At 53.6% G+C, this 23,602-nt stretch carries 24 protein-coding genes and 3 pseudogenes; 12 read left to right on the top strand and 15 right to left on the bottom strand.

The genetic code is table 11. The features are described from left to right. Positions 1-47: 47 nt before the first annotated feature. The gene (locus BV82_RS10680) at positions 48-962 is read right to left on the bottom strand and encodes a LysR family transcriptional regulator (protein WP_036994656.1); all 915 of its coding nucleotides are present in this window, start codon (positions 960-962) and stop codon (positions 48-50) included. A 118-nt stretch (positions 963-1,080) separates the two neighbouring features. On the opposite strand from BV82_RS10680, the gene lysA reads away from it, so the two are divergent. The 4 genes from lysA to BV82_RS10700 all read left to right on the top strand — a co-directional run bounded on the left by lysA (position 1,081) and on the right by BV82_RS10700 (position 4,848). After that, positions 1,081-2,319 carry a diaminopimelate decarboxylase gene (gene lysA / locus BV82_RS10685; protein ID WP_036994657.1) on the top strand — a complete coding sequence of 413 codons (1,239 nt, stop codon included), beginning with the start codon at positions 1,081-1,083 and terminating at the stop codon, positions 2,317-2,319. Next, on the top strand, positions 2,316-2,942 hold the full coding sequence (locus tag BV82_RS10690) for a VOC family protein (RefSeq protein ID WP_036994658.1): 627 nt from the start codon (positions 2,316-2,318) through the stop codon (positions 2,940-2,942). The genes lysA and BV82_RS10690 overlap by 4 nt, the downstream gene beginning before the upstream one ends. A 244-nt stretch (positions 2,943-3,186) precedes the next feature. Beyond that, positions 3,187-3,564, top strand: a complete 378-nt coding sequence (locus BV82_RS10695; RefSeq protein ID WP_036994659.1) for an avidin-fold protein — start codon at positions 3,187-3,189, stop codon at positions 3,562-3,564. Positions 3,565-3,699: 135 nt separating this feature from the next. Further along, on the top strand, positions 3,700-4,848 hold the full coding sequence (locus tag BV82_RS10700) for a PDDEXK-like family protein (RefSeq protein WP_036994660.1): 1,149 nt from the start codon (positions 3,700-3,702) through the stop codon (positions 4,846-4,848). A 72-nt stretch (positions 4,849-4,920) separates the two neighbouring features. Here BV82_RS10700 and BV82_RS10705 read toward each other — a convergent pair whose 3' ends face one another. Then, positions 4,921-5,487, bottom strand: coding sequence for a TetR/AcrR family transcriptional regulator (locus BV82_RS10705; RefSeq protein WP_010225401.1), 567 nt, complete (start codon positions 5,485-5,487; stop codon positions 4,921-4,923). A 113-nt stretch (positions 5,488-5,600) separates the two neighbouring features. Between BV82_RS10705 and BV82_RS10710 the strand changes: the two genes are divergently transcribed. Continuing rightward, positions 5,601-6,248, top strand: a complete 648-nt coding sequence (locus BV82_RS10710; RefSeq protein ID WP_036994661.1) for a glutathione S-transferase family protein — start codon at positions 5,601-5,603, stop codon at positions 6,246-6,248. Positions 6,249-6,297: 49 nt separating this feature from the next. Here BV82_RS10710 and BV82_RS26355 read toward each other — a convergent pair. The 3 genes and pseudogenes from BV82_RS26355 to BV82_RS10725 all read right to left on the bottom strand — a co-directional run. Then, positions 6,298-6,495: pseudogene (locus BV82_RS26355) on the bottom strand (DHCW motif cupin fold protein); the annotation flags it as partial. Between the two features lie 36 nt (positions 6,496-6,531). After that, positions 6,532-6,906, bottom strand: coding sequence for a tautomerase family protein (locus BV82_RS10720; RefSeq protein WP_036994734.1), 375 nt, complete (start codon positions 6,904-6,906; stop codon positions 6,532-6,534). A 6-nt stretch (positions 6,907-6,912) separates the two neighbouring features. Beyond that, positions 6,913-7,062 carry a hypothetical protein gene (locus BV82_RS10725; RefSeq protein ID WP_158491187.1) on the bottom strand — a complete coding sequence of 50 codons (150 nt, stop codon included), beginning with the start codon at positions 7,060-7,062 and terminating at the stop codon, positions 6,913-6,915. 108 nt (positions 7,063-7,170) lie between these two features. On the opposite strand from BV82_RS10725, the gene BV82_RS10730 reads away from it, so the two are divergent. Beyond that, the gene (locus BV82_RS10730; protein WP_036994662.1) at positions 7,171-8,058 is read left to right on the top strand and encodes a LysR substrate-binding domain-containing protein; all 888 of its coding nucleotides are present in this window, start codon (positions 7,171-7,173) and stop codon (positions 8,056-8,058) included. Positions 8,059-8,229: 171 nt separating this feature from the next. Continuing rightward, entirely contained in the window at positions 8,230-8,790 is a 561-nt protein-coding gene (locus BV82_RS10735) for a nucleotidyltransferase family protein (RefSeq protein WP_036994663.1), read from the top strand. Positions 8,791-9,080: 290 nt separating this feature from the next. Here BV82_RS10735 and BV82_RS10740 read toward each other — a convergent pair whose 3' ends face one another. After that, a complete protein-coding gene (locus BV82_RS10740; protein ID WP_036994664.1) occupies positions 9,081-9,422 on the bottom strand; it encodes a DUF6124 family protein in 342 nt (113 codons plus the stop codon). A gap of 376 nt (positions 9,423-9,798) precedes the next feature. On the opposite strand from BV82_RS10740, the gene BV82_RS10745 reads away from it, so the two are divergent. Next, on the top strand, positions 9,799-10,041 hold the full coding sequence (locus tag BV82_RS10745) for a DUF7660 family protein (RefSeq protein ID WP_026001442.1): 243 nt from the start codon (positions 9,799-9,801) through the stop codon (positions 10,039-10,041). Between the two features lie 288 nt (positions 10,042-10,329). Here BV82_RS10745 and BV82_RS10750 read toward each other — a convergent pair whose 3' ends face one another. Both BV82_RS10750 and BV82_RS10755 read right to left on the bottom strand, forming a co-directional pair. Next, a complete protein-coding gene (locus tag BV82_RS10750; RefSeq protein WP_145959281.1) occupies positions 10,330-11,355 on the bottom strand; it encodes a hypothetical protein in 1,026 nt (341 codons plus the stop codon). A 465-nt stretch (positions 11,356-11,820) separates the two neighbouring features. Then, positions 11,821-12,777 carry a hypothetical protein gene (locus BV82_RS10755; RefSeq protein WP_036994666.1) on the bottom strand — a complete coding sequence of 319 codons (957 nt, stop codon included), beginning with the start codon at positions 12,775-12,777 and terminating at the stop codon, positions 11,821-11,823. A gap of 1,045 nt (positions 12,778-13,822) precedes the next feature. On the opposite strand from BV82_RS10755, the pseudogene BV82_RS26360 reads away from it, so the two are divergent. Continuing rightward, positions 13,823-14,038: pseudogene (locus BV82_RS26360) on the top strand (AAA family ATPase); the annotation flags it as partial. 171 nt (positions 14,039-14,209) lie between these two features. Here BV82_RS26360 and BV82_RS10760 read toward each other — a convergent pair. Next, positions 14,210-15,066, bottom strand: a protein-coding gene (locus tag BV82_RS10760) for an IS5 family transposase (RefSeq protein ID WP_085989524.1) whose coding sequence is annotated in 2 segments (ribosomal slippage) — positions 14,210-14,718 and positions 14,718-15,066 — 858 coding nt in all. Because the reading frame shifts where the segments join, the coding sequence is not laid out codon by codon here. A gap of 532 nt (positions 15,067-15,598) precedes the next feature. Here BV82_RS10760 and BV82_RS10765 point away from each other — a divergent pair. The 3 genes from BV82_RS10765 (at position 15,599) to BV82_RS10775 (ending at position 18,707) form a co-directional block, all read left to right on the top strand. After that, positions 15,599-16,735 carry an SEC-C domain-containing protein gene (locus BV82_RS10765; protein WP_051636739.1) on the top strand — a complete coding sequence of 379 codons (1,137 nt, stop codon included), beginning with the start codon at positions 15,599-15,601 and terminating at the stop codon, positions 16,733-16,735. 392 nt (positions 16,736-17,127) lie between these two features. Beyond that, complete coding sequence (locus BV82_RS10770; protein ID WP_100782273.1) at positions 17,128-17,937, top strand: hypothetical protein; 810 nt, start codon at positions 17,128-17,130, stop codon at positions 17,935-17,937. 236 nt (positions 17,938-18,173) lie between these two features. Further along, positions 18,174-18,707: a hypothetical protein gene (locus BV82_RS10775; RefSeq protein ID WP_233673739.1), complete on the top strand. Its 534-nt coding sequence runs from the start codon at positions 18,174-18,176 to the stop codon at positions 18,705-18,707. A gap of 183 nt (positions 18,708-18,890) precedes the next feature. On the opposite strand, the gene BV82_RS10780 is transcribed toward BV82_RS10775, so the two are convergent. From BV82_RS10780 to BV82_RS10805, 6 genes and pseudogenes are all read right to left on the bottom strand, one after another. Further along, positions 18,891-19,376 (bottom strand): P-loop nucleotide/nucleoside kinase family protein, encoded by a 486-nt coding sequence (locus BV82_RS10780; RefSeq protein ID WP_036994673.1) that lies wholly within the window; start codon positions 19,374-19,376, stop codon positions 18,891-18,893. Positions 19,377-19,544: 168 nt separating this feature from the next. Then, positions 19,545-20,156 carry an SDR family NAD(P)-dependent oxidoreductase gene (locus BV82_RS10785; RefSeq protein WP_051636740.1) on the bottom strand — a complete coding sequence of 204 codons (612 nt, stop codon included), beginning with the start codon at positions 20,154-20,156 and terminating at the stop codon, positions 19,545-19,547. A gap of 64 nt (positions 20,157-20,220) precedes the next feature. After that, positions 20,221-21,222, bottom strand: a complete 1,002-nt coding sequence (locus BV82_RS10790; protein WP_036994674.1) for an NADP-dependent oxidoreductase — start codon at positions 21,220-21,222, stop codon at positions 20,221-20,223. Positions 21,223-21,290: 68 nt separating this feature from the next. After that, positions 21,291-21,849 (bottom strand): annotated as a pseudogene (locus BV82_RS10795) (SDR family NAD(P)-dependent oxidoreductase). After that, a complete protein-coding gene (locus tag BV82_RS10800; protein WP_036994675.1) occupies positions 21,846-22,775 on the bottom strand; it encodes an alpha/beta fold hydrolase in 930 nt (309 codons plus the stop codon). Before BV82_RS10800 ends, BV82_RS10795 begins: the two are co-directional and overlap by 4 nt. 34 nt (positions 22,776-22,809) lie before the next feature. Beyond that, complete coding sequence (locus BV82_RS10805) at positions 22,810-23,598, bottom strand: SDR family NAD(P)-dependent oxidoreductase (protein WP_010225366.1); 789 nt, start codon at positions 23,596-23,598, stop codon at positions 22,810-22,812. Positions 23,599-23,602: the final 4 nt, after the last annotated feature.

The raw sequence follows: 23,602 nt of genomic DNA on the forward strand, positions 1-23,602 counted from the left end.
CATCCACCAACGTAAGGCCCCAGATCGCACATAAAGTGAAGGTCTTTTCAACAATCTTTTGCCAGGATATCGCTCATTTTTCGGGCTTGCGTTCGCAGCGCCTCACTGAACAAATCCACTGCCGCCGAGCCTGGCCGGTGGTTGGGGCGAATCATCATCACCTGGTAACGAACGCAGACACCTAGCTGGCGAATCGACAGCCCACTCTGCGCGGCTTCCAGCCCACTCAGCGGGTTGATAACCGCCACGCCCAGCCCTTGCCTGACCATAGCGCACACCGATGCCGCGTTGGTGGTCTCGATGACCGTGCGCCTGTTGACTCCGGCGATTCTGAAATGCTGGTCCAACTGCTGCCGGTAGGTATCGAGGCTGGATAGGTTGATGAAATCCACCTCGTGAAAGTCGCTCAGCTCAAGCTGAGTCTTCTGTAACAAGGGGTGCTGGTTCGGCAACACGCAGACCATCCTGGCGCTGAACAGCAATTCGCCGGACGTCCCTCGGGGGATCTGCTCGACTTCGGTTAACCCAAGGTCATGTTGTTGGGCGACCAGCGACTCTTCCAGTAATGGTGACTCCTGAGCCGTAATGCCTACGCTCACGCCTGGGTGATGCTGATGGAATTGCCGACATACCTCGGGTAGGAGGGTCTGGGAGAAGAGCGGCAGGCAGGTGATGGCCAGCCTTCCATGTTCGAAGTTGCGAATGGCCTGAGCGTACCGGTCGATACGCTCCAGGCCAATGTAGGAAAGCTCAACTTCCTCGATCAACAGCAACGCCTGCGCCGTTGGCTTCAAGCGGCCACCCTCGCGATCGAACAACCGTAGCCCAAGCAGCTGTTCCAACCGTGACAGTTCACGGCTGATGGTGGGTTGTGAGGTGAAGAGCAGACGTGCGGCACCCGTGACGCTTCCGGCTGACATGACGGCTCTAAAGATCTCGATATGGCGAAAGGAAAGCTTCACAGCGGTACCAGAAAGAATGGAATAGTCATATCAGATATGAATCGATTCCAGAACAAAAGCTATTTTCATGAATACTCGTCTTGTTCCATCCTCATGGTCCCCTGAACGAGGACTCTTCATGATCGACTCTGCACCGTTCGAATTATTGGCCGACGCGGTTCGCCGACACGGCTCGCCCCTATGGGCATACGACGCAAAAACCATCATCGATCGTATCGAAAATCTGCAAGACTTCGACACGGTTCGCTACGCGCAGAAGGCCAATCCAAACGTGCATATCCTGCGCTTGATGCGGGCACGAGGCCTGGTCCTCGATGCCGTCTCACTAGGTGAAATCGAACGGGCCCTGGCTGCGGGGGCATCGTTCGATGGCCAGCCAGCGGGGGTGGTGCTGACGTGCGATGTGCTGGACCAGGTGACCCTGGCCCGGGTGATCGAGTCAAGGATAGAAGTGAACGCGGGCTCAATTGACATGCTCCGGCAGCTGGGCGAGCGCTCCCCAGGACACCGGGTTTGGATTCGGATCAACCCCGGGTTCGGCCATGGACACAGTCGCAAGACCAACACGGGCGGTGAAAACAGCAAACATGGCATTTGGCACGAACAGCTGGGCGAGGCGCTTGACTGTATCAGGACCTACGATTTGCATCTGGTAGGCGTGCACATGCACATCGGCTCAGGAGTGGATTACGAGCACTTGGAGCAGGTTGCTCGATCGATGATTGAGCTTGTTGGTCAGCTAGATAGGGATATCGAGGCTTTCTCGATTGGCGGAGGGCTGTCTGTTCCGTATCGACGCACCGACATGCCGGTCGATATCCAGCGCTACGCTCGGACATGGGCGGCGGCCCGCAAGGAAATCGAGGAAGTACTTGGTCATTCCGTGCGAATGGAGATAGAGCCGGGCCGGTACCTGATCGCAGAGGCGGGCTACCTGGTGACCGAGGTCCGCGCCGTGAAACAAATGGGCCGCACTACTTTCATCCTGGTTGATGCCGGCTTTAACGACTTGATACGGCCGGCCTTGTACGGCAGTTACCACCGCATGACGTTGCTAGACGCCGACGGGATTCCGGTGTCTCGCCCTTTGCAACCCACCATGGTAGCTGGGCCGCTGTGCGAGTCCGGCGATGTTTTCACCCAGGACGAACACGCCCTGGCCGGCCAAGACCTGCCGCAGGCCCGTGTCGGTGATCTTCTGGTGATCCATGATTCGGGCGCCTATGGTGCTTCGATGTCTTCAAACTACAACAGTCGGCCTTTGTTGCCCGAGGTCCTGATTGAGAACGCAAGTTTTCGGATGATCAGGCGGCGACAAGACATACAGGATCTTCTGAACCTGGAGCTGTGCATATGAGGCGTTCCAGCCTGGATCATTTGGTCATCGTGTCACCGACCCTTACCTCAGGCGCGCAACTCGTCGAGCAACAACTGGGGGTGCAGTTGCAGCCGGGAGGTAAGCATGCGCGTATGAGTACACATAACCTGCTGCTGCGCTTAGGGGAATTTTTTTATCTCGAGGTAATTGCCCCCGACGGTACGGCGCCTTTACCCACTAGACCAAGGTGGTTCGGCCTAGATGCGCTGAGTGCACAAGCAGTTCCCTATCTGGCCCATTGGGTGGCGCGTACAGAGCATCTAGATGCCGCAGACGAAAGGCTCAAGAAGGCTTTTGGAATGATCGAGCCAATGAGCAGGGGAGCGCTGTCGTGGAATATTTCGATTCAGCCTGACGGCCACTTACCGCTGGGTGGGGTCGTGCCTAGCCTGATCGACTGGGGCGACTCGGAGCATCCAGCACAGACGCTCGCTGATAACGGCTGCCAATTGCAACGCTTGGAAATCGTTCATCCCGATCCAGAGGGCGTGGAACACCACCTTGAGACTATCGGCTTTTCCGGCCCGGTCAGTGTCCTGCGCAGTGAGCGATATGGTTTGCAGGCATACATCGAGACTGCCAATGGTCTTAAAGTCCTGTAGCCCTGGCGATATTCAGGCTGGACCTTAGGATTAGGCTCTCCCGGGCGGGACCAACAGCGTCAGCATGTAGTAGAAGCGGACAGGCCAGGGACGTTCGCTTTGGGTCGAAAGCGATCAATCGCGACCGTCCGCTTTCGACCGGTTGAATCCACAACCCTTAGCGGACATTCAGATGGAAGCCCCAACCATCTACGTATAGGCTGTGCGCTTCTGAAATGGATTTCCAGGTGAGGGCAAGTGGCTTATGGAATGCTTTTCCGAAATTCACGAACGATTGAACAACCGTCGATTCACCGTCGCCAACAACACCCAAGGGCTATCGGGTAACGGAACGGTATTTCATTATCTCGTCGACGGTGGGACCATCACTGGCACTTACCACGGTGGCCGGATCCGCATGGGCAGTCAAGTGGGTCGGGTGACGGGCAGCAACACCATCGAGCTTCTTTATCACTGCATTACCACTGCGGATGAGATCCTTGCTGGCTGGTCGCGCGGCGAGATTGGCCAAGACCATCATGGGCGCACGACGCTTCACTTTGTTTGGGGTTGGTTGTCCGGTGCGACTGGAGAGGGCGAGTCTGATTACGTCGAACGTGTCGACTCGCCAGTAGATTGCTGAATACAGCGCACAATTCTTCCATGGGTCGATAACGGCCCTTCGCGGAGGGAGGCATTCGGCCAAAAGCTGTCTGTCGTCTGTGCAAAACGTGAGGCGACAAAAATCCCTATCTGACTATTACGGAAAGTATTCACGATGAGTGATCTGTTCCAAGCGGCTGCCGTTCTGCGCGCAACCCATCACCGCGACCCCGGCTTTAACTTGTTTACAGTGCTGCGCAGCAACAGCGATGAGGTCTACCTGCACTCCCGCTTTCTGGCCTACCTGCTGAACCCGCAAGCTTCGCACGGTTGTGGTAACGCCTTGCTCAAGACCTTGCTCCACGTCCTTAATATTGACGACTTCGACGTAGAGACCGCCAGCGTCCACGCCGAATTCAGGGACATCGATATATTCATCCGTAATAGCAAAGGCCAGGCCATCATTATAGAAAACAAGATCTACCATCACGACGAAGATGAGCAGATCTACCGTTATGACCAGTTGATTAGAAGGCAGGGGTACACGGCCATTACCAATCTCTACCTGACGCTCGATGGTTCGGAGCCATCTGAGCAAAGCAGCAAAGGCGTCAAGGTGGACCTGATCAGCTATGAAACGGACATTATCAGTTGGCTAGAGCGCTGTGTGCCTTTGGTTGCACGAGATCCCGGCTTGCGCGAAAGCGTTTTCCAGTACATCGAACTGCTCAAGAACCTGACATCCACGGACCAGGGAGGAATGTACATGAGTGAATTGAAAAAGAAGTTATTGGAGGGAGACAATCTGCTACTGGTAGCCGATATCGAGCAGGCTTACAAAGAAGCGCTCATCGATCTGCAAGATCAGCTTTGGGGGCGTATACGCACCTACCGTGAAGCGACCTACCCTGACATGCCTAAGCCGGAAGACACCGCAAGTCGCGATGCCATACGCAACTACTACAGCAAGTCGCGCGGCAATCGCCAATACGGTTTGTACTTCGCCCTGGGTGCTATGGCAGGGTTCGTCTACATCGAACTCAATCACCGATTCTACTTTGGCTATGGCATACCTGAGGAAGCCAAGGCATCTGAACGAGAAAATTTACACAAGCTGAGCGACTCCATACCAGGCTCTTCCGGCAAGAGCACCGACCTGTTTTGGCGCTTCCCCGAAATCAACATCGACCTGGTCACGCTTCCGCGGGATGATCTGGTTACGCTACGTGATCCGGTAAAGCAGCAGGCAATAGCCGAGGACTTGGTTGATGGAATGTATGCGTTGTGGGTCAAGGGACGTGAATTTGCCCTGAACGGCCGGTGATGGTCGAGTGCTGCCGTTCGCAAGTGGCTGCTACCGACCCCATGCAGTCGTTTCGTTGCTTGCTAAGGCATGTCATCGCTCAACGAGCTGCAAACACCCCTGTTGACAGGCTGTGAGAATCTCTTGCGCCAATTGCTCATCGGCCACAGCTCGCGCTAGTGCCAAGCCACCAATCATCCCTACGGCAATTTGCAAAGCATGCTGGCGTGTATCGGTCTCTGTCGTCGATTTCAGTCTGGATTCCAGACGTGCAATGAAAGCTTCGAGCACTTGGGTGTAGCTCTCCTGGATGGCTCCGTTCTGCTGAGCAGCATCATTGACCATAAAGGCTAACGGACAGTGCATACGGCTTGCATCCCGATGGTCCATGCGCAGGTAGTCTTTCACTACCTGCTGCAAACCGTCTTTACCAGCCTGTTCCAGTATCGCGCCCCCCGCGTTCGCGGCATTTCTAATCGCTTCGGTGTAAAGCTCCGTTTTGGATGCGAAGTGACTATAGAAGCCCCCCCGGGTCAGTCCGGCACTTTCCATAATTGAGTCGATGCTGACTTTTTCGAAACCTTCCAGTGCGAAGAGTCGTGCTGCGCTATCCAAAATCACCTGTCGAGTGGTTGCGCGCTGTGTAGCAGGCCAGGGCATACGTCTTCTCCTCAGTAAAGCGTGAGAGGGAGTATGACAAAACGGGACTTTATGTTCTTGAACATAAAGTCATACCGACCAGAATTGCCGACTCTTCCCTCAAGGAGCTACTCATGCGATTGCACATACTGGGACCTGGATTTAGCACCTTCGTGCGTAGTGTCAGACTTTACTGCGAAGAGAAAGCGCTCGATTACACGCACGGGATGCACGTGGAGGGTAAAACGATCACGCTCCACAGCCCTGAACACAAGGCACTGCATCCTTTTGGCAAGGTCCCGGTATTGCTGCATGGAGAGCGGAGCGTAAGCGAAACAACCACCATTTGCCGCTACCTGGATGAAGCCTTTGCGCACGCATCCCTAAGACCCGCAGACTTGGCCCAGAGGGTAAAGGTCGATCAGTGGTCCGCTGCCTTGGCGACGTATGCCGATGATCGATTGATACGTCGTTATCTTTTATTGCTGGTTTCACCTGCGCAACCGTCACGCCCTATCGATAGAGAAGCTGTGGCGACCGCCGAACCAATGGCTACCCAAACACTTGGGCTGCTGGAGAAGCAGTTGGGCGGGCAGCAATTTTTCTGCGGGGCGGACTACAGCATGGCGGACGCCATCCTGACGCCGATGCTCGATTATTTGGAACGCGTGCCCGACAGTGCACAATGGCTGAAAAAAACATCCAAGCTTCGTGATTATCTTTTTCGCATGCGATTGCGCCCGTCAGGGCGCAACGTGTTGACCGAGCCGAACTTTAGTTAATGCAGCAAATGCTGGACTCATCGTTTGCCCAAGGGTCGCTTTTGGCCGGAAGCAGTCGTTGGCGACCGACCGCTTTCGGCGGTGGATTCAACCGACCCTTCAGGCACAGCAGGATATGTCCCCTCCAACACCAGTGATCGGTCAAATAGCCAGGGCTGTACTCGACCATCCGCACGCGCGCTGAACCAAACTGGCAGGTACGCCAATAGGCTGTGCCTGTCTGACCGGCATGTCCTACCGGTGCTATCGATTATGGAATACAGGCGCTGCACTCACCCGAAGGCTAGTTGCCCCGCCCTCCACCAAACGACCACTCATCACTGGCCGTAGTGGTGATCACCACCATGACATCCTCCGCGTTCAGTCCCGTCGTCCGCCCCAGTTTCTCGACCAGACCGCGGTAAAATCGCTGTTTCGTCTCAACACTTCGAGGACGGCCAGCGGTAATCGCGATTAGCACAAAGTCATGGCTACGCGGCCCCCCCAAGTAGTGGGGATCAAATATCAGCTCTCCGACCTCATGTTGGTGAATGGCCTGGAAGCGATCGGTCTTCGGCACTTCGAAGCTCTCGACCAAGGCGTCGTGCAAACCCTGAGACAACGCCTGTAAATACTCGGCGGACTTGCCCCGGTGCAGTGAAATTCGTGCAAACGGCATGGCCGGTTACTCCTGGGCTGTGGCGAGGCTGCGTTCACGAGGCGTCCATTGCGTACGCGTACACATCTCGCCGAACAGCATATGTTCGGTCAACTCGGCAAATGGTTGCGGGTATTCGGCCTGTTGCGCTTGCGCAGTGGTCATGGATGGGTTCATGACGTTTTCCCTCTGATTGGCTAATCGACAGGGCAAAACTATCAATTCGCGATAATGCCGAATATCAGATTTAATAGCGGTAATCATCCCAAATTTGTGGACTATCGAATGCGCCGCCCGACCTTCGATCTTGATGTATTGCGCACCTTTGTCACCGGCGTGGAGTTCAACAGCTTCGCCAAAGCGGCGGATCGTCTCGGTCGATCGACGTCCGCCGTGAGCGCCCAGTTGAAGAAACTCGAGGCGCAGGTCGGCACGCCGGTACTGGCTAAATCCGGTCGTGGGCTGGTGTTGACTCCCGTAGGAGAAACACTGCTCAGCCATGCCCGCCGGTTGCTGGAGCTGAACGACAGCATTTTCCAGACCCTGCATGAAAGCCAGGCCGCCGGGACCATACGCCTCGGGCTTCAAGAGGACTTTGGGGAACATTTCCTCAGCGATATCCTGCGACGCTTCGTCCAGACGTACCCGAGGGTGAGCCTGGAAGTAAAGATTGCGCGAAATGTCGAATTGCTGGCGCTGGTCGAAAGCGGGGGCTTGGACTTGGCCCTGACCTGGGACACCGGGTACATGTCGCCCTATGCCACGCGACTGGGCGAAACCCAGATGCACTGGATCGGGGCCCGCGATACGCCATTGCTGACTGCCCTTGATGACTCACCGCTGCCGTTGATCATGTTCGACGCGCCTTGCGTATTGCGCAGCGCCGCCACCCAGGCGCTGGATTGCGCGCAAATACCTTGGCGGATCGCCCTGACCAGCCCCAGCGTCGGTGGTATCTGGGCGGCCGTCGCCGCCGGGTTGGGCCTGACGCTGCGAACTCGCATCGGGCTGCCGAGTCATCTCACCGTTGTTTCTGGCTTACCCGCCGTGCCAAGCCTTGGCTATGTGCTTCACCGCGGTGGCGACGACCCAACACCAGCCACCCAACAATTGGCTGCATTGATCAAAACGAGCTTGCAAGAACAGGCGTTCAGTTTCGCGGTTACGAAATAATCGAAGGCACTCGAGGGTTCAGTTCGAGCGATATGGATGGAGAATAACGAAGCACTAGGGTAATGGGCCGATGACGGCTTTGGGTTGCATCCACAGTTATAAGCGGACATTAAATCATTCATCCCGGGCATCGCTCAGGTAAGCTCACCCCAGCCACCATGGAGGGTAACGATGCATTCACTGACCAACGAGCACGTGCTGGCGATCGCCCAAGAAAACGCCATCAATCACGCATTACTTACGCTCCTGCCGACACTGAACATCCCTCACTGCATGCTGACAGCGGGGTGTCTGTTCCAGACCTTCTGGAATCATCAATCGGGACAGCCCGCTGAATGGGGTATCAAGGATTACGACATCGCCTATTTCGATGAGGACCTTTCATGGGAGGCCGAGGATCGAGTTATCACACGGGTTCGCGATGCCTGCTCCCATCTTGAGGTCAACGTAGAGGTACGCAATCAGGCCCGCGTTCACCTGTGGTACGAATCGAAATTCGGCGCCGCCTATCCTCAATTGAGAAAAGTAACCGATGGCATAGATCGCTACCTGATCAGCTCAACCTGCCTGGGAGTGGATGTCTACACAGGGGCGCTATACAGCACACATGGCCTGGACGATCTTCAGAACAACCTGCTCAGGCTTAACGAACTGAACCCGCTGCCTGGCTTGTTCAGCCAAAAAGCGGCGAGCTATCGTGAACGCTGGCCCTGGCTGAGCCTGGTCAACTAAACGTGCCTGCCGTAAGGACGTGGCGAATATATTCAGGGCAATCTGACCCAATCACACGCACGTTGACACGGGGCGAGTCCAGATGACGCATTCGATGCTGGTATGCAATGCCGCGCAATTGGATCGATGGCGTTGCCTGAGCTCAAGGCGGTGGCCGGCTTTCAGCCATCGTCTCGCGAACCAGGCCCGGCGGCTTGATTTGGGCCAAAGGAGTGGGGCGACGCGGCGGGTGCCCAGGCTCGGCACTGGACGAGCGGGCCGCATCGGCGGCCCAGGACACTCGCAGGCGATTACCCCACCGCCGATTGGCCTGCTTGCAGCGAGCGCCGTAACAACGCTGCGGTTGCCGAGCGCGCTTCGACCTCGTCCAGCAACGCCTCGACCAGGGCGAGGCTCATCTCCAGTGATTGCTCGGTCGCCCAGAGCAACCCGCGCACCTCGGCATCGACCAATTCACAGGCGTGGGCGTTGGTCTGGTAGGCGCTTTTGAGCAGGATGGAGGTGTGGATCAGGGCGTCTTCGGACGAGACACCGGCGCGGACGGCGAACAGCGGATCGTGGCTGCCGTTGCAGGAGCCGAAGGTGGTGCTGGTTTGAGTGGTGAGGGGTGGATCGGGAACGGGTTTGGTCATGGTGGTGCTCCTTCGTAGAAAGGATCCGCCACCGCCTGCCGCCAAGCAGGGAAGGGTGACGGACTACGCAAGGTTGGCGGACCGGTACGAAGGAACCCGGCACTTCCGAAGAAGTCCATGCGCAGCCCGCCATAAAGCATCATCGCGGGCACAAAAAAAGCGCCTGCGAGGGTGATTGTGGGGCGCTTTGCGCCTTCGTCTCGGACCGCCAAGCCCGAGTCGCTGAATTTGCAGCGACTGGGGGAGGGTAACGGGGTTGGGGTGGGGATTCAAGCTGGGATTCTTGATGGGAGCTTTTGACCCATTACAGACATTGCATTGCTGATGGGAGAAACTGGCGCACCACCTGTGATGCAGACTTTGCATGGAGAATGTTGTGGAGCTTCATGAACATTTGGATCAGGTCAGAGATGCTGAGACCTTTTTGAGGTTTGCCCGGGCTTTGGCGGCAGACAAATCAACAAGTATTGACTGGGAGAACACGACGATAGAAGCGTTTCTGGAGGGTGCTATTTCATGGGCGGAAAGTAGCGGTTTCGGGTTGAGTCAAGGGCTTCTACCATCCAATTCGTGGCGGCAGTTCGCCGTTTTCTTGTACTGCGGCAAGATCTATGAGTGAGCGGCTTTAGCCAGACGGGCCAACTCTTGCAACGAACTGGGGTGGCTTGTGGGCGCATCTGGCCGAATCCTGGTGTGCGCCAACGGCGCCATGGGGCGAAAGCGGTCTCTCGCGAATGGCTGCTATCGACCCATAGCAGACGTTCATGAACTGCGATTATGACCAAAAGCAGATCGTAGAAGCGCTTACGACGGCACTCCTCGCGGTGCGTTGACTAATTTACCTCACCTCGTTGCCTCACATTGCGCTGGCGCGCTCTACACTTAATTTTCCAAGGTGAGGGAGCGGTCACAGAGAGCACTTCCTGGGGGGCTCGAACACTACTCCTGCTGACTGTTCACTTGCGAGAATATAATTTTCATCACCCAGTGATGCTTGACGATGGCCAAAAGCAGCCTTGCACTCCGTGCCGGGATACATGTCAAATTCGTATATGGATCTACCAATAGTCAGTTCTATTTGCTGGCTGTATTTATTTATGACAGCGAGCATTACAGCAGGTGTCAACGTCCCAATACCCACATAAAAAAACACTTGAAAGATCAACGTCGCAACAATATAGCGACTTCTCGAGCCATCAAGCTCAACTCCAAAAAACCACTTTACAAATCGAGGTGCTTTTTTCGCAAAGCTTGATCCATAAATAATAAGTGGAGCCATTGTGCTGGCTATAAAAATGAAAACTGTTCCCGCCGCAACAAACAAAAATGGAACAGCAAGGATTGCTAAAAAAGACAGAGTGTGTGGGAAAGTGGTTGGGGGCACATGCGTCATTCCTCCGATTATTTTTCCCGATATGCTGAGTGCGAGATTGGAGCCAATAACAAATATAACGGAGATAACTCCCTTGCCAATAAAGGTTTCGCAGATGATTGCATATATGCGACATACATCATACGAAACAACACCCAGACAGTAAATCAAAAATAATGCAGCGACCGGGACAAATAAACCATTTGCGTCCAGTACGTATAAATACCCAAGAAATGGGATGCACATAGTAACATTAAGATAAAGTTGGTGGCGACGATTAAGGTTTTCGTACCAGCGTACTGCGTCACTCCGAAATTCGGTAAATTCGTATTTTCCTGGATGGTTAATCTGCGCCATCCTGATGCCGACTCCTATCGCAATCAAAAACACACTTGTTGCGGAATAAACAACCCTCCATTGGCTTGGGATAACGAGAATCAAAAAACAAAGCATCACACCAGCCAGTAGAATGCGCTTTATAAGCTCCCAATATTCTTCGCTTCTAGCAGAGGGTTGCAGGTTGTCGGAAGCAGGTTTGCCCTTTGGCTTTTGAACTTTCATTGGACTATTATCCTGGGTAAACAAGTCTATTTTTATGCGGCATCAACATTGCATTATCGTTAGCGATTGCAGAAGCCTTAACGCTTATTAGATTAACTCGCTCGGCAAGTCTTTAACCTTTGAGATTTGTATGCACCCTGCCGCCTCAAATTGAATTAACCAATTCAAGGAAACATAGAGAATGGCCACTTGGCAGTTAGCTGCTCTACAGTAAGGGCTGCTTCGGGTAGAAAGCAGGCCGCCGCGACTGTCTGCTATGGACCCATCGCGGTCATTCGAAAGCCGTCTCAGTTCCTCTAGCTTACCCAACGACCAAATTTTTCGGCTCTAGGACATAAGAATTCTAGTGCTCGCTGAAGATCAGGGGGAGATCGGCGGATACGTTTTTTCTAGCGGAGCCCAAAAAACTCGAACACATAGCCGTGAATCCGGTGAGCAGACCTTGGTCGATCTAAACAATTTTAATCACGGTTGGGTCTGGATTTTTGAATCCCGGGTGAATCGCTTCGACCTTCGCAACCATTCGCGAGCTTTCGTGAAAATGGAAACTTTTTGGACTTTTAACAAATTAAAAAATACTAAGTCCTGCTCACGGGTAGTCCATATATTGAGCTCGCGTTCGAAATTGCTTTGTAGAAAACCAGGGTCGATTGGGCGATCTTTATATAGAAAAGCTTCGTAGCTCAAGAGTTCGCGCATCGCTAAAGCACGGCATTCTTCCGCGTCCTCATCTAAACACTCGCTGACAGGACCGGAGACCCCCATGCACACGGCGATATAAGCTCGTACAAGCGAATGAGGATGTTCACTTTCTTCGTGGAGCAAATCTTCTACTTCACTAACTCTGTAGAGCATTTCAAACATTGACCTGATGCCAACCACATAGCACTGCATCAGATCGCATAATCTGATCGCTACCTTAGGATCCTTGAAAACAGAATAGGTGCGAGCAAAAAGAAAGTTGGCGGCATATATATCTGCATCGCACTCCAAGAACCGTATATCTTGGAGTTCAAGTTCTGGGCGCTCGACCCACAAAGGCTTCCTAAAATCTCGATAATTGATGTGGCCGCGAATGACATGGCAGTACTCATGCAGAAACATATATTCCGTGACGCATGAGCATGTCGCACGCAAGAAAGTTTCTCTATCCAGGTGTGTTTGTGCTGCCACCAAAGGGTAATATGAATCTACTGTATCTTCAACAAAGCTCAGGCAGGATTCCAATACGCCACGATAAAGCCTGACAATGTATTGATCGCTAGCGGAAAGATAAACCCTCGCATTGATCTCTTGGCTGTCGGATATCTGCAGAATGACCTCCGCATTTTTCACCTTGAAATGATTTACGCTTATAAATTTATCCGCCACTTGCTTTAAATCTGCAATCATTACCTCGTAGTTGAGAGCGTGTGTAGTCAAAGGTCAATTCCTAGTGAGTCAGCGGTCAAATTTTCTGGGGAAAATAGTACCCAAAAATGTTCCTCTGCCATAGGCTTTATTCAGTCGTAGCAAGGGAAGATGTACGGTACAAACTCCTACCATACGTTCGGCTCTTGTAATTTGCTGGCATCCAAGAAGGGCCGCTTTGGGTCGATAGCGGCCACTCGCACCCCTCCGCTTTCGAGCCAAAGCGGCCAGTCATGAAAGACAATAACCAACAAAAAACGGACCGCGCCCCCAGTAAGTCTGTTCCTTTTTACTCTCTTTCACCGCAATCTTGGCATCACGAACCCCAGTAAAGAGGTTGGTCCGATGCATCCCAACGTCAATCGACTCAAGGAAGAGGTGCTCTCTTATGCATATCACATCCATTGGCTACAAGTCCATCCGACAACTCAACGCATCTGTGCAGGACAACCATCACGACTACAGCCAAGCCGCTGAGCATCTCCCCCGGCTAAATCTCGCAAGATTCAACTTGCTGATCGGAGAAAACGGAGCAGGTAAATCCACGGTCATTGACATGATTAGAGCCTTGAGCTGGCCGGACGTCCTTCCAACCCTTGCTCGGGACAACCCGGAGTTTGGCTGCACACCAGAGTTTTGTATCGAGTTCGAGGACGGTAGCGCCTATCTGTATCGCTTCGTCCCTACTCCCATGGACAAAACATTCCAGAAAATCATTTGTAAAATGGGTTACAGGCCGGCAGGCGGTCATTTCACGAAAATCACTCAGAAATTATTGGACAGATTTTCCGAACAACCGGCCAAAGGAAAAATCCCTCCAGCTGCACTAGTTCAGGTCGAATATCTGAATTGTGGTGGCTCATCCCTAGACGTAAATGCTCAAGCACTGGAAAACCTCAACGATCTCGCCGAACTGCTCACCGGAGTAATCGACTGGAAGAGCCATACCAACAAATCCCATGTGCCATTGGATGGCAATGCCATCAACGCTTTAGATGAAGGCGTCGTTTCCACCTGGCTCCGCAATCAATGCGAATTGGGTCAACCACGAATGGACATGCCCAACAATGTCAAAGTGAGTTCGTATCCTTCTGGTTGGAAAGCCTGTGCTGCGATACTTCACTGGCTTAACCATGTGCAAGATAACAGTATTTGCCTGCTCGAAGAGCCTGAAGTGCACATACATCCAAGATTGCAGAGGCGCATGTTCGAGCGAGTTTTGCAGATCGCTGAGGAAAAGGCTCTTCAATTGGTGATCAGTACCCATTCGGCAGCGCTAATCAATGCTGCCATCAGCAGTGACGTGAACATCTTCCAGGCGCTGGGACAGAAGATTGTCGAGGCCAATATCACCCAGGCGCTTGACCGTCTAGGCTATCAAGCTGCAGACCTATTGCAGGCCAACTGCGTTATTTGGGTCGAAGGCCCTTCGGACCGGATGTATCTAGGTTCTGTACGAAAAGAGATGTCGCAAACACCGCATGGAACAAGCCAGCGAGACCATAGCAGCATAGCTTTTCGCGAGCTTGTCGAAGCGCGTCACGATCCGTCGGTTCTCTTTCAGCCAGCCAAACATGCGCTCGATGATGTTGCGTTGTCGGTACTTGGGCCGATCAAACAGTCTTGGTAAGCCAGGCTTGGGTTTGCGTTTCATCGAACGCAGCGGGATGACGGGTTGCATTCGATATTGGTCGCAGTAACGGCGTAGCGCTTCGGCGTCGTAGCCCTTGTCGGCAAGCAGCCATTTACAGCGCTTACGCGGGCGGCCACGTTGGCTCGATGGAATGCTAACCTCGTCCAACAGGGGTTGGGCATAGCTGATGTCACTGGCTTGACCTCCAGAGAGGAGGAAGCGCAATGGTGTCCCGTTGGCGTCGCAGAGCATGTGGATTTTGGTTGTCAGGCCACCGCGACTGCGGCCTAGAGCGTGATCGGCAGGCTCGTCAGGCCCCCTTTTTTCCCGGCGCCAGAAGAGGCTCGGGTTGCACGTACTGCGGTTGAGTCGATCATCCAGGTTTGCACATCGATCAAGCCTTGCTCATTCAATCTCAGGTGCAAGCGTTTGAGCATCTGATCGAATGCCCCCTGGTTTCGCCAGCCCCGAAACCGTTGATACACCGTTGACCACGGGCCGAAGCGTTCCGGCATATCTCGCCACGCTGCACCTGAGCAGAGCACCCAGAGCACGCCATCGAGCATCAGGCGGTCACTCAGGCGGGGCCGCCCCCGGCCATGGGTTTCGGTGAAGAGATCAGCGACCACAGCCCAAGCCTCATCCGAGAGTTCGTAACGCTTTGCCATCACAGGATTCCTTTCCGTAGATGGCTGGAAACTCTACAAAACTTCAGCTTCCGAGGGACGTCGATTGGGTTTCTCGGGATTTCGTACAGAACCTAGAGGCAGAAAAAGAGTAGTTCCAGCTTTAGAGATGTACGCATAGTCTCACATCTATTTGATATAAAATAGCGTTGCAGTACTGATGTGCACTATTGTTCTGCTTGAAAATTCAGCCCTGTTATAAGATATGTCTCGAAAGTAGTTTGCAGCTTATGCCCAAGTCCAATGTGTTGGTGGTATAGGCATTACGCTCACGAACAATCTTGCACAGATTACTTTAACCATTTAACCACTCCCCTAGAGCAAGAGCTTACAAAAAGTCATGATGGCACTCTGCCCGATTTGTTGTTATGATTTGTCCGTTTCATGCTTAGATTCATGGCCGACAGACGTTTGAAAAACGGACACGCTCCGGTAACACCCTGCAAGGTTTTGCAACTAAAGAACTGCCCTAGCAAAGCACATAAGATGTTTTACTAAATCAAAGGAGATACGGATGTTCATTATTCCCGGAAGGAATGAGGCCTGTTGGTGCGGTTCTGAGAAAAAGTTTAAAAAATGCCACCTCAATCGTGAGCATGAACCGCCACTGGAGCGTCAGGACTTTGAGAAGCAAACAAAGAGGCATACTAAAACATGCTGTGCTGAAACACTCAATGACGGCTTGTGCACCACCAAAGTAATTAAGGCTCATACTATCTCCAAAAGCGGAAGCCTTAAGCAAATCGCTGAAAATGGGCATGTCATGGGCACTAGGACAAGCTTAAATGAACTTATTAAAACAGAAGGAGTCTTGGTAACAAAAAAAGTCGGGATCAATGATGCTTCTACTTTTACCGGCTTTTGTTCATATCACGACAAAGAACTTTTCGCAGCACTTGAAGATCGGAAGATTACTTTGTCTAATGAGCAATTATTTTTGCTTGCCTATCGCTCGACGAGCCGAGAGCTTTACGCAAAAGAAGAACAACTTTTGGGCATTGACTTTATGAAAATCTCCGACCGAGGGCAGCCGCGTCAGGTCCAGGAAATTATTCAAAAGGAGGCTAAGCGGCAAGAGTTCGGAATCAAGCTGGCGCTAGATGAGTTGAACTCGATTAAGAACGAGATGGATACCCTATTATTAAGTGGGCGATTTGATGAGATGAATCACTTTGTCATTGAACTTAGCGACGTCCCCGATATTTTAGTAAGTGGGTCAACTCAACCGGAATTTGACTTCAGCGGAGCGCGATTACAGAATCTTGGCCTTCGTGGCGGCAAGTTGAGCCATCTGATCTATAATGCGATAAGCTATGAAAACAAAGGATGTTTTGTATTCTCATGGTTGAGCATGCACAATAAAGTTTGCAAAAGATTTATTGATTCTCTCACAAGCCTTGCCCCCAAAGATTTATCTACAGCGCTAGTGAAATACTGCTACACATTCTGTGAAAATACATGGGCTTCACCTGTGTGGTGGGATAATCTTGATGAAGGGCTTAAATCCGAACTTAATCGCCGGGTTCAACTTGGTATGTATAGTCCAATTAAACCTCGCGACCTTATCCCCGATGATTTCGAATTTGATGCGTTTCGAGTCAGCAAGGTATGGCTCCACCAACCCCCGAGCTTAACTCCCCAGCCCGCATAAAGTTTCATTTAAAGCTAGATGATACTTACCTAGTTCTACGAATGGGCTGACGGGGTGTGTGATAGGGAAAGCGCACAGCCCGTGTTTTTAATAAATCGGTGAGTCAGCATTACAAATTACGTTGGCTTTTGAGAGTGCAGCCCCTTGACAATGTTGAGGGCTGCAAGTTTTCGCTAAGGCGGGCCAGATGCCGCTGCTGGCCGAGAGTAGCCATCCTTGAGTGGCGGCTTGCGGCCAACAGCGGAATTTTAGGGTAGAGAAATAGATCCACACCCTTTACTCTAAAGCTTCAGAAGCTATCGGGCAGGAACTTCCTGACACCGAGGACTACACCGCAGCTATCGATAGCTTGGTTTCGATTTATCCAGCCGCTAGGCTGCTTGGAGAAAATTTTGAGAAACTATGAGGATATGATTGTTATTTTCCTAGATATTTTAGGTTCTAGGGAGATGAGTTCCTTTGAAGAGAAATACAAAATTCACCGGATATTTCATGAGTCAGTGAAGCAGAGCCAGGATCTCCAAGGCACCAAAGAAAAAGAGCATGTCGCCTATACTCGAAAACTTTTTAGTTTTTCTGACTGCGCTTACGTATTTTACAAATATAAGCCTGACGTGAAAGACTCAAAAAAGGACTTAAGTAAGCTATTTCAGGTCGCATTGCTTAATACTTCAGTAATGATGCTGCGCCTACTGAACGAAGGGTATCTTGTCAGAGGTGGAGTTACATATGGAAGTGCTTATTTTGATGAGCTAAGTTTCTTTGGGCCTGCTGTAGAGGACGCCTATCTTATTGAATCAACAAAAGCAGTTACACCAAGAATTTTAATCGATCAACGGTTTGGCGAGAAAATTTTTCTACATGAGAAAAGGATTTATGGAGAGGTTTTCGGTCCATCTTCTCCTCACTACAAGTTTTTACCAAAAAGATCGTATATTCCTACGATAGTTTCTCCAGACCAATCCGAGTATATTCTGAATGTACTTTATATTTTGGAAATGGAAGGCAGTATTCAACTTGGTGATGCATTAATTACGCATTGCGAGCTGAAGGATAATGTTACGTCCAATCTTTTAATCAAAATAGAAAAGCATAAAAAAGATCCCCACATTACCAGGAAGCTTCTATGGAAGAAAAATTACATCGAGTCCTCTATTTTGAGCCTTGAATCTGAAGGAAAAAGTTTTACCCGGCTAGTCTAACAAGTCGCCCAGCCGGATGCCTTTGGCGCGGATGAAAGCCCAACTTTGACAAATGGGTAGCAAATTTTTCTCTCTACTCTAAACGTCCGCTAAGGGTCGAGTGCGGTCATCCGTGACCGGCTGCCATCGACCCAAAGGTGTCAGTCGACAATGACCAAGAGTGGCGTCACTCACAGTGCATCGCCCTCAAGCACCCTGGACAGGCATAATCATCGATCTTCCGGATGATGAAACCAATGAATCTGCATACCGATTACGGATTGATCACAGTTACTAATGAGCCGACTCATTCGTTCAATTCTACTGACAACAGGCGCTGTTACGCATCTGAAATCCCACTTACGGACTCGATAGGGTCTAACCATGGGGTGAGCTTAAACGGGGAATTGATCGTGGTAGTGGGTGCAGGGGGTGGTGCCACCGATGTCCACGCACACTCGGCCTTGGTTATCGAAGACACTATGCTGTTGGCCGTCGGCAATCACATTGCCTGCATTTCAATCGTGCATCCCTATCGTCTTCTCTGGTCCCTTCAGGTCGACGTCGCCACGTGCTTTGGTATCTATTGGCAAAGTCAGCGGGGAGCACTGATTGCTCACGGAGAGTTAGCGATCTCTCGTTTTTCTACAGATGGCCGACTCATCTGGCAAGCGTGGGGCGCAGACATCTTTACTGAAGGCTTTGACTTGTTGCACGACCATATTAGAGCCGTAGACTTCGATCAATCGGTCTACCGGTTTGACTACGACACAGGCGAACTCCTTACCTGATCTGTCTGTGCATGAGATCGTGTGGCAACCTGTTCTGGGGCCGTGCCTGGTGTACTTGAAAGGTTGTCTGTGCTGACCGTCTGCTATGGGTCGTTAGCTTTCGTTTGCGAGTGATGCTTTCGATCCAAAGCTGCCCCAAAAACGGGCATTTCAGATAACCCAGCCTCACGATGTTACTGCCCGTCAAAGACGATGAACTTCAATCTGGAGCCCCTCACCCTCATCCGGGGCGCGAAAGTAGCTAGTGATCAGATCGAACTCCGCGTCAGTCGCCGCAAACTCATGTTCGGCGCGGTTGTTGCGAAGATGCAACCTGTCTCGACAGGTGTCATCGTCCACCTCGATGTAATGGACACAATGAGAAACCTCGGCTGCATCAGCCAAGTCACGCAGCCATTGTCGATCTTGAGGAGTATTAGCGGGAAAATCCAAAACCACAGTCACGCCAGCCTTCAGGACATCGATGACGAGCGGGCCCAGTACTTCCCGCATCTGGCGTGCAAGGCGCACATAATCGGTCACTGACTTGATCTGATCAGGGTAAAGCCGTGAGAGCCAATGATCCTCACTCAGCAGGATTGCGGATTGTTCGGCTGCCAAGCTTTTGGCCAGCGTTGATTTGCCGGAAGCAATCTTGCCTGACATGAGATGAAGCACAGGTTTGGTCATGGGGACGTCTCCTTGTCGAACCCCGATGATGCTTATTGAAAAGCGTCGAAGCAACAACCGAGCCGTCACCGTCCGCTATGGGGCGAAAGCGGCCAGTCGCAAACGGCTGCTATCGACCCAAAGCAGCCCTTGCTGGAGGACAGCAAACGGCCAGTAGCAGACGTTTGGTCAACCCTTAGTGCGTACCGGTAGAGCCAATGTCGGTTTGCCCAGCACGTACGTGGTGACCCGTGATGCGAGAGGGCGTGACAGAAAACGCACGCCAAAACACGTCAGTTTATTGAACAGTCCAGGTACAACCGTGCGCTTGCCTCGCAACATGGCCTGGATGGCGGACTGTGCGACAAACGCTGCGCTTTTGGTCGAAGCGTTGGCGATCCATGAGTGGTCGCCGCCTGACGCACTGTGGAAGGCTGTATCAGTGCCGCCAGGGCAGATGCAGGTGACCGATAAGGGCGTGCCGCTATGTTCGTCGTGGAGCGCTTCGCTGAAGTTGCGAACGAAGGCTTTCGAGGCGGCGTAGAGCGCCATGTTGGGTACGGACTGGTATGCACCGGTGGACGCTATGTTCACCATGTACGCGGGCGTGTTAGTGGTTTTGTGTGCGTCTACAAAGCATCGTGCGAGGGCGACCAGGGAGTTCATGTTGAGCTGCATGAGCTCCGCGTCGCGTGTCCAGTCGACCTCGTCGAAGCGGCGGAAGTATCCGAAACCAGCATTATTGATGAGGATGTCGATAGGGCCGTTGGCAGTCGCCGCAGCCCATAGCGCGCGTGCCAACGCGGGCTGATTTAGAAATAGTCATGGTCTTCTCCTGGATTGCGAACTCGACGGGGGCTGCTGGCTAAATTACTTTCACCACGACCTTGCCCTTGGCGCGCCCACTTTCAACGTAGGCCAGTGCTTTAGCGGTGTCGGCGAAGGAAAAAACGTTGTCGATGATCGGGCGGATGGCGCCGGCCTCGACGAGGGCAGTGATTTTGCGCAGGTGTGCGCCGCTGGCTTGCATGAAGACAAACGAGTAATCCACCTGTTTTTGCCTTGCCTTTCTCCGGATACCGGCATTCAGCAGACGCAGCACCTGTTTGAGCGGCCAAGCCAGGCCACGCGCGGCGGCAAACGCCGGGGTGGGCGGCCCGGAAATGGAGATGAGGTGCCCACCGGGTTTGAGAATATGCAGAGATTTGTTCAACTCGTCGTTGCCCAGGCTGTTCAGCACCACGTCGTAGTTGCGCAGTTCGTTGGAAAAATCCTGCGTTTTGTAATCGATGATGACGTCCGCATCCAAAGCGGTTGCCCAATCGACATTGGCTGTACTCGTGGTAGTGGCGACAAAGGCGCCCAGGTGCTTGGCCAACTGGATGGCAACGGATCCGACACCGCCGGAACCGGCCTGGATAAATACCTTCTGCCCTTTCTGCAACTGAGCGGTTTCGACCAGCACCTGCCAGGCAGTCAACGCCACCAACGGCAGGGCGGCGGCCTCTACCATGTTGAGGTTTTTGGGCTTCACTGCAACTGACGACGCCTTGACGGCAATAAGCTCGGCAAAGGTGCCGATGCGGTCATCATCCGGACGCGCATAAACCTCGTCACCCGGCTTGAAGTCGCGAACGCGGGCGCCAACGCGCACGACCTTACCGGCCACGTCGTTGCCCATAACAAGCGGCAGACGGTAGGGAAGAATCAGCTTGAATTCACCGCTCTTGATCTTGCTATCCAACGGGTTGACGCTCGCCGCGTGAACCTGGATGAGCACGTCATCATCCCGTACTTCAGGGGCGGGCATTTCGCTGATGTGGCCAATCTCTTTCTTCCCGTAACGATCAATGATGAACGCCTTCATGGTGGGATGGTTCTCTGGAGTTTTTGAACGAATGGGTGTCGTGGGGCCGGGGGCTTGAGGCGACGCAGTTACCAGTTTTCCTTGAACGGTCTCAGGTCGAGCTCCTGGGTCCACGCCGATTTCGGCTGGCGGTGCAGCAGCCAGTAGTTGTCGGCGATGGCATAGCCGAGCAGGCCGTCCGACGCGGAAAGGTCTCTGTCGGGAAAGACGGCCTGAAGCCGATCTCCACTGATTCCGCCGTCAATGACGACATGGGCAACATGGATGCCTTTGGGCCCGTACTCACGAGCCATGCTCTGCGCGATCATGCGCAACCCGGCTTTGGCAGCGGCGAAGTGGGCATAGCCGGGCTTGCCGCGCAGGCTGCCTGAGGCGCCCGTGAAGATCACGGTGCCCCGGCCCAATGGCACCGGCCATTACCTGGGTTTCGTCGGTTACGTCAGTTGGTAACGCCTCGGCGCTGCCGACGGCCAGAGCGGTGATTTCTGCCACCACCGTGTCGATCTTGGCTGGCGTACGGCCCACAACGATGACGTGATAGCCCTCGCGCGCAAAACTTTTGCACACGGCCCCGCCAACGCCGCGTACCGATCCCACGCCGAACACAATTGCCGTTGGTTGACTCATTTCATCGTTTCCGTTGCGCTAAGGGAGCTGATCGCCCCGATAGACTCCGGTTGGGCCTCAAGAAAGGCCTGTGCTGTGTGCACAAACTCGCTGTGATACTGAAAAATTCCGCCATGCCCAGCATCGTTGTAGATCACCAGTTGCGCGCCAGGGATGCGCCGCGCCATGTCGTGACTGTTCTCGGTCGGCACCATGATGTCCTGATCGCCATTGGCGATTAGGACAGGGACACGGATGCGGTCGAGCGACTGAGGCGCCTGCCGGCCCCACGCCTTGATGGCCTTCAGTTGGCGCAGCAAGGCATAGGGAGTCGGGCCTTTGTCCCGGTTTGACTTGCGCTCTTTCAGCCGCTGCAAAAAAGCCCTGGCAGCCAACCGGCCATTGGCTGTGGAGGTAAAAAACAGATAAGTCTTTGGGTCGCGCAGGGTCAAAAGACCTTTGAGCATCAGTGGCCAAGAGACCTTGGCGACCTGTTCGATACCGATTCCACCTGCCGGCCCCGTACCCGTCAGAATTAGCCGGCGCACGCGCTCAGGGGCCTTCAGCACGATGTCCTGTGCGACGAAGCCCCCGAGAGAGAAACCCAGCAGATCGACGATGTTCAAACCCAGCGCCTTGCTCAGTTCAATCACATCCCGCGCCATCCCATCGATGGTCACTGGTGCGGTTCCGCCTGAGGCGCCAATGCCTCGGTAGTCGATGGCTATAACGCGCCGCGTGCGGGCGAGCCCATCCACGATTCGCGGGTCGAAATTATCCAGCACCGCGCCCCAGTGGTTCAGCAGAATCAATGGCACGCCACTGCGCGGGCCCAGGTCACGGTAGGCAAATGCAGTGCTGCCAACCGTGACCGAGCGTGTGGGGGTGTCGATGTAGCTGGGGCTTGGTACGCCACTTGGTTCGGCGCGTTTTACCTGGGCTGTCATGGTTCTCTCCTGGGGCAACGTGCCGGAGCGGCCTTTACGCCTTGACCTGATAGCGCTCGGCGACCTGCGCCTGACGCAAGTCAGAAATCAGGCCCAGTCGTGCACCGTTCAACGCTTCCCAGCGCGCCGCGTCGTGCAACGGCGGGATGGTGATCAGTTCACGGCGGTCGAAACCGACCAGTGCCGCGTCGACCAGGTCGTCCACGCTCATCAGGTCGGCAAGCGTGTTGATGTCGATGCCTGCACGCTCCCAGATCTCGGTGCGGGTTCCGGCCGGCAGCACGGCCTGCACGTAGACGCCCTTGGGCGCGAGCTCCAGGCTCAGCCCTTGGGACAGAAACAGCGCAAAAGCCTTGGTCGCACCATAGACCGACATCCCGAACTCCGGCGCGAAGCCAACCACCGAGCCGATATTGACGATCGCACCCTTGCCAGCCTGCGCCAGACGCGGGGCGATGGCGCTGGCCAGGCGAACCAGTGCGGTGGTGTTGAGCGTGACGAGGCGGGAGATATCGTCTGTGGATTGGTCGATGAACTGACCGGACATCGCAGCCCCGGCGTTATTGATCAGGGTTTCAATCTGGGTGTCCTCGCGCAGACGTGTCTCGACTGCCGCCAGATCGCCCGGTTGAGTGAGGTCTGCCGCAAGAACGTCTACCGCTACACCGGTTTCCTCGTGCAGACGCACGGCTAGTGCGTCCAGACGTGCCCGGTCGCGGGCGACCAGTACCAGGTCGTGGCCTCGGTGTGCGAAACGCTGTGCGTAGATGGCGCCAATGCCGGTCGAGGCGCCGGTGATCAGAACAGTAGCCTTAGAGGTCATGATG

The organism is Pseudomonas donghuensis (genome assembly GCF_000696345.2).
GTDB classification, from domain to species: Bacteria; Pseudomonadota; Gammaproteobacteria; order Pseudomonadales; family Pseudomonadaceae; genus Aquipseudomonas; species Aquipseudomonas donghuensis.

Coding starts and splice junctions, on each gene's coding strand:
- BV82_RS10695 (WP_036994659.1), top strand. CDS start 3,187: ATGGAATGCTTTTCCGAAATTCACGAACGATTGAACAACCGTCGATTC.
- BV82_RS10805 (WP_010225366.1), bottom strand. CDS start 23,598: ATGACCTCTAAGGCTACTGTTCTGATCACCGGCGCCTCGACCGGCATT.
- BV82_RS10690 (WP_036994658.1), top strand. CDS start 2,316: ATGAGGCGTTCCAGCCTGGATCATTTGGTCATCGTGTCACCGACCCTT.
- BV82_RS10750 (WP_145959281.1), bottom strand. CDS start 11,355: ATGAAAGTTCAAAAGCCAAAGGGCAAACCTGCTTCCGACAACCTGCAA.
- BV82_RS10740 (WP_036994664.1), bottom strand. CDS start 9,422: ATGACCAAACCCGTTCCCGATCCACCCCTCACCACTCAAACCAGCACC.
- BV82_RS10725 (WP_158491187.1), bottom strand. CDS start 7,062: ATGAACCCATCCATGACCACTGCGCAAGCGCAACAGGCCGAATACCCG.
- BV82_RS10735 (WP_036994663.1), top strand. CDS start 8,230: ATGCATTCACTGACCAACGAGCACGTGCTGGCGATCGCCCAAGAAAAC.
- BV82_RS10780 (WP_036994673.1), bottom strand. CDS start 19,376: ATGACCAAACCTGTGCTTCATCTCATGTCAGGCAAGATTGCTTCCGGC.
- BV82_RS10775 (WP_233673739.1), top strand. CDS start 18,174: ATGAATCTGCATACCGATTACGGATTGATCACAGTTACTAATGAGCCG.
- BV82_RS10800 (WP_036994675.1), bottom strand. CDS start 22,775: ATGACAGCCCAGGTAAAACGCGCCGAACCAAGTGGCGTACCAAGCCCC.
- BV82_RS10700 (WP_036994660.1), top strand. CDS start 3,700: ATGAGTGATCTGTTCCAAGCGGCTGCCGTTCTGCGCGCAACCCATCAC.
- BV82_RS10790 (WP_036994674.1), bottom strand. CDS start 21,222: ATGAAGGCGTTCATCATTGATCGTTACGGGAAGAAAGAGATTGGCCAC.
- BV82_RS10720 (WP_036994734.1), bottom strand. CDS start 6,906: ATGCCGTTTGCACGAATTTCACTGCACCGGGGCAAGTCCGCCGAGTAT.
- lysA (WP_036994657.1), top strand. CDS start 1,081: ATGATCGACTCTGCACCGTTCGAATTATTGGCCGACGCGGTTCGCCGA.
- BV82_RS10730 (WP_036994662.1), top strand. CDS start 7,171: ATGCGCCGCCCGACCTTCGATCTTGATGTATTGCGCACCTTTGTCACC.
- BV82_RS10765 (WP_051636739.1), top strand. CDS start 15,599: ATGTTCATTATTCCCGGAAGGAATGAGGCCTGTTGGTGCGGTTCTGAG.
- BV82_RS10705 (WP_010225401.1), bottom strand. CDS start 5,487: ATGCCCTGGCCTGCTACACAGCGCGCAACCACTCGACAGGTGATTTTG.
- BV82_RS10710 (WP_036994661.1), top strand. CDS start 5,601: ATGCGATTGCACATACTGGGACCTGGATTTAGCACCTTCGTGCGTAGT.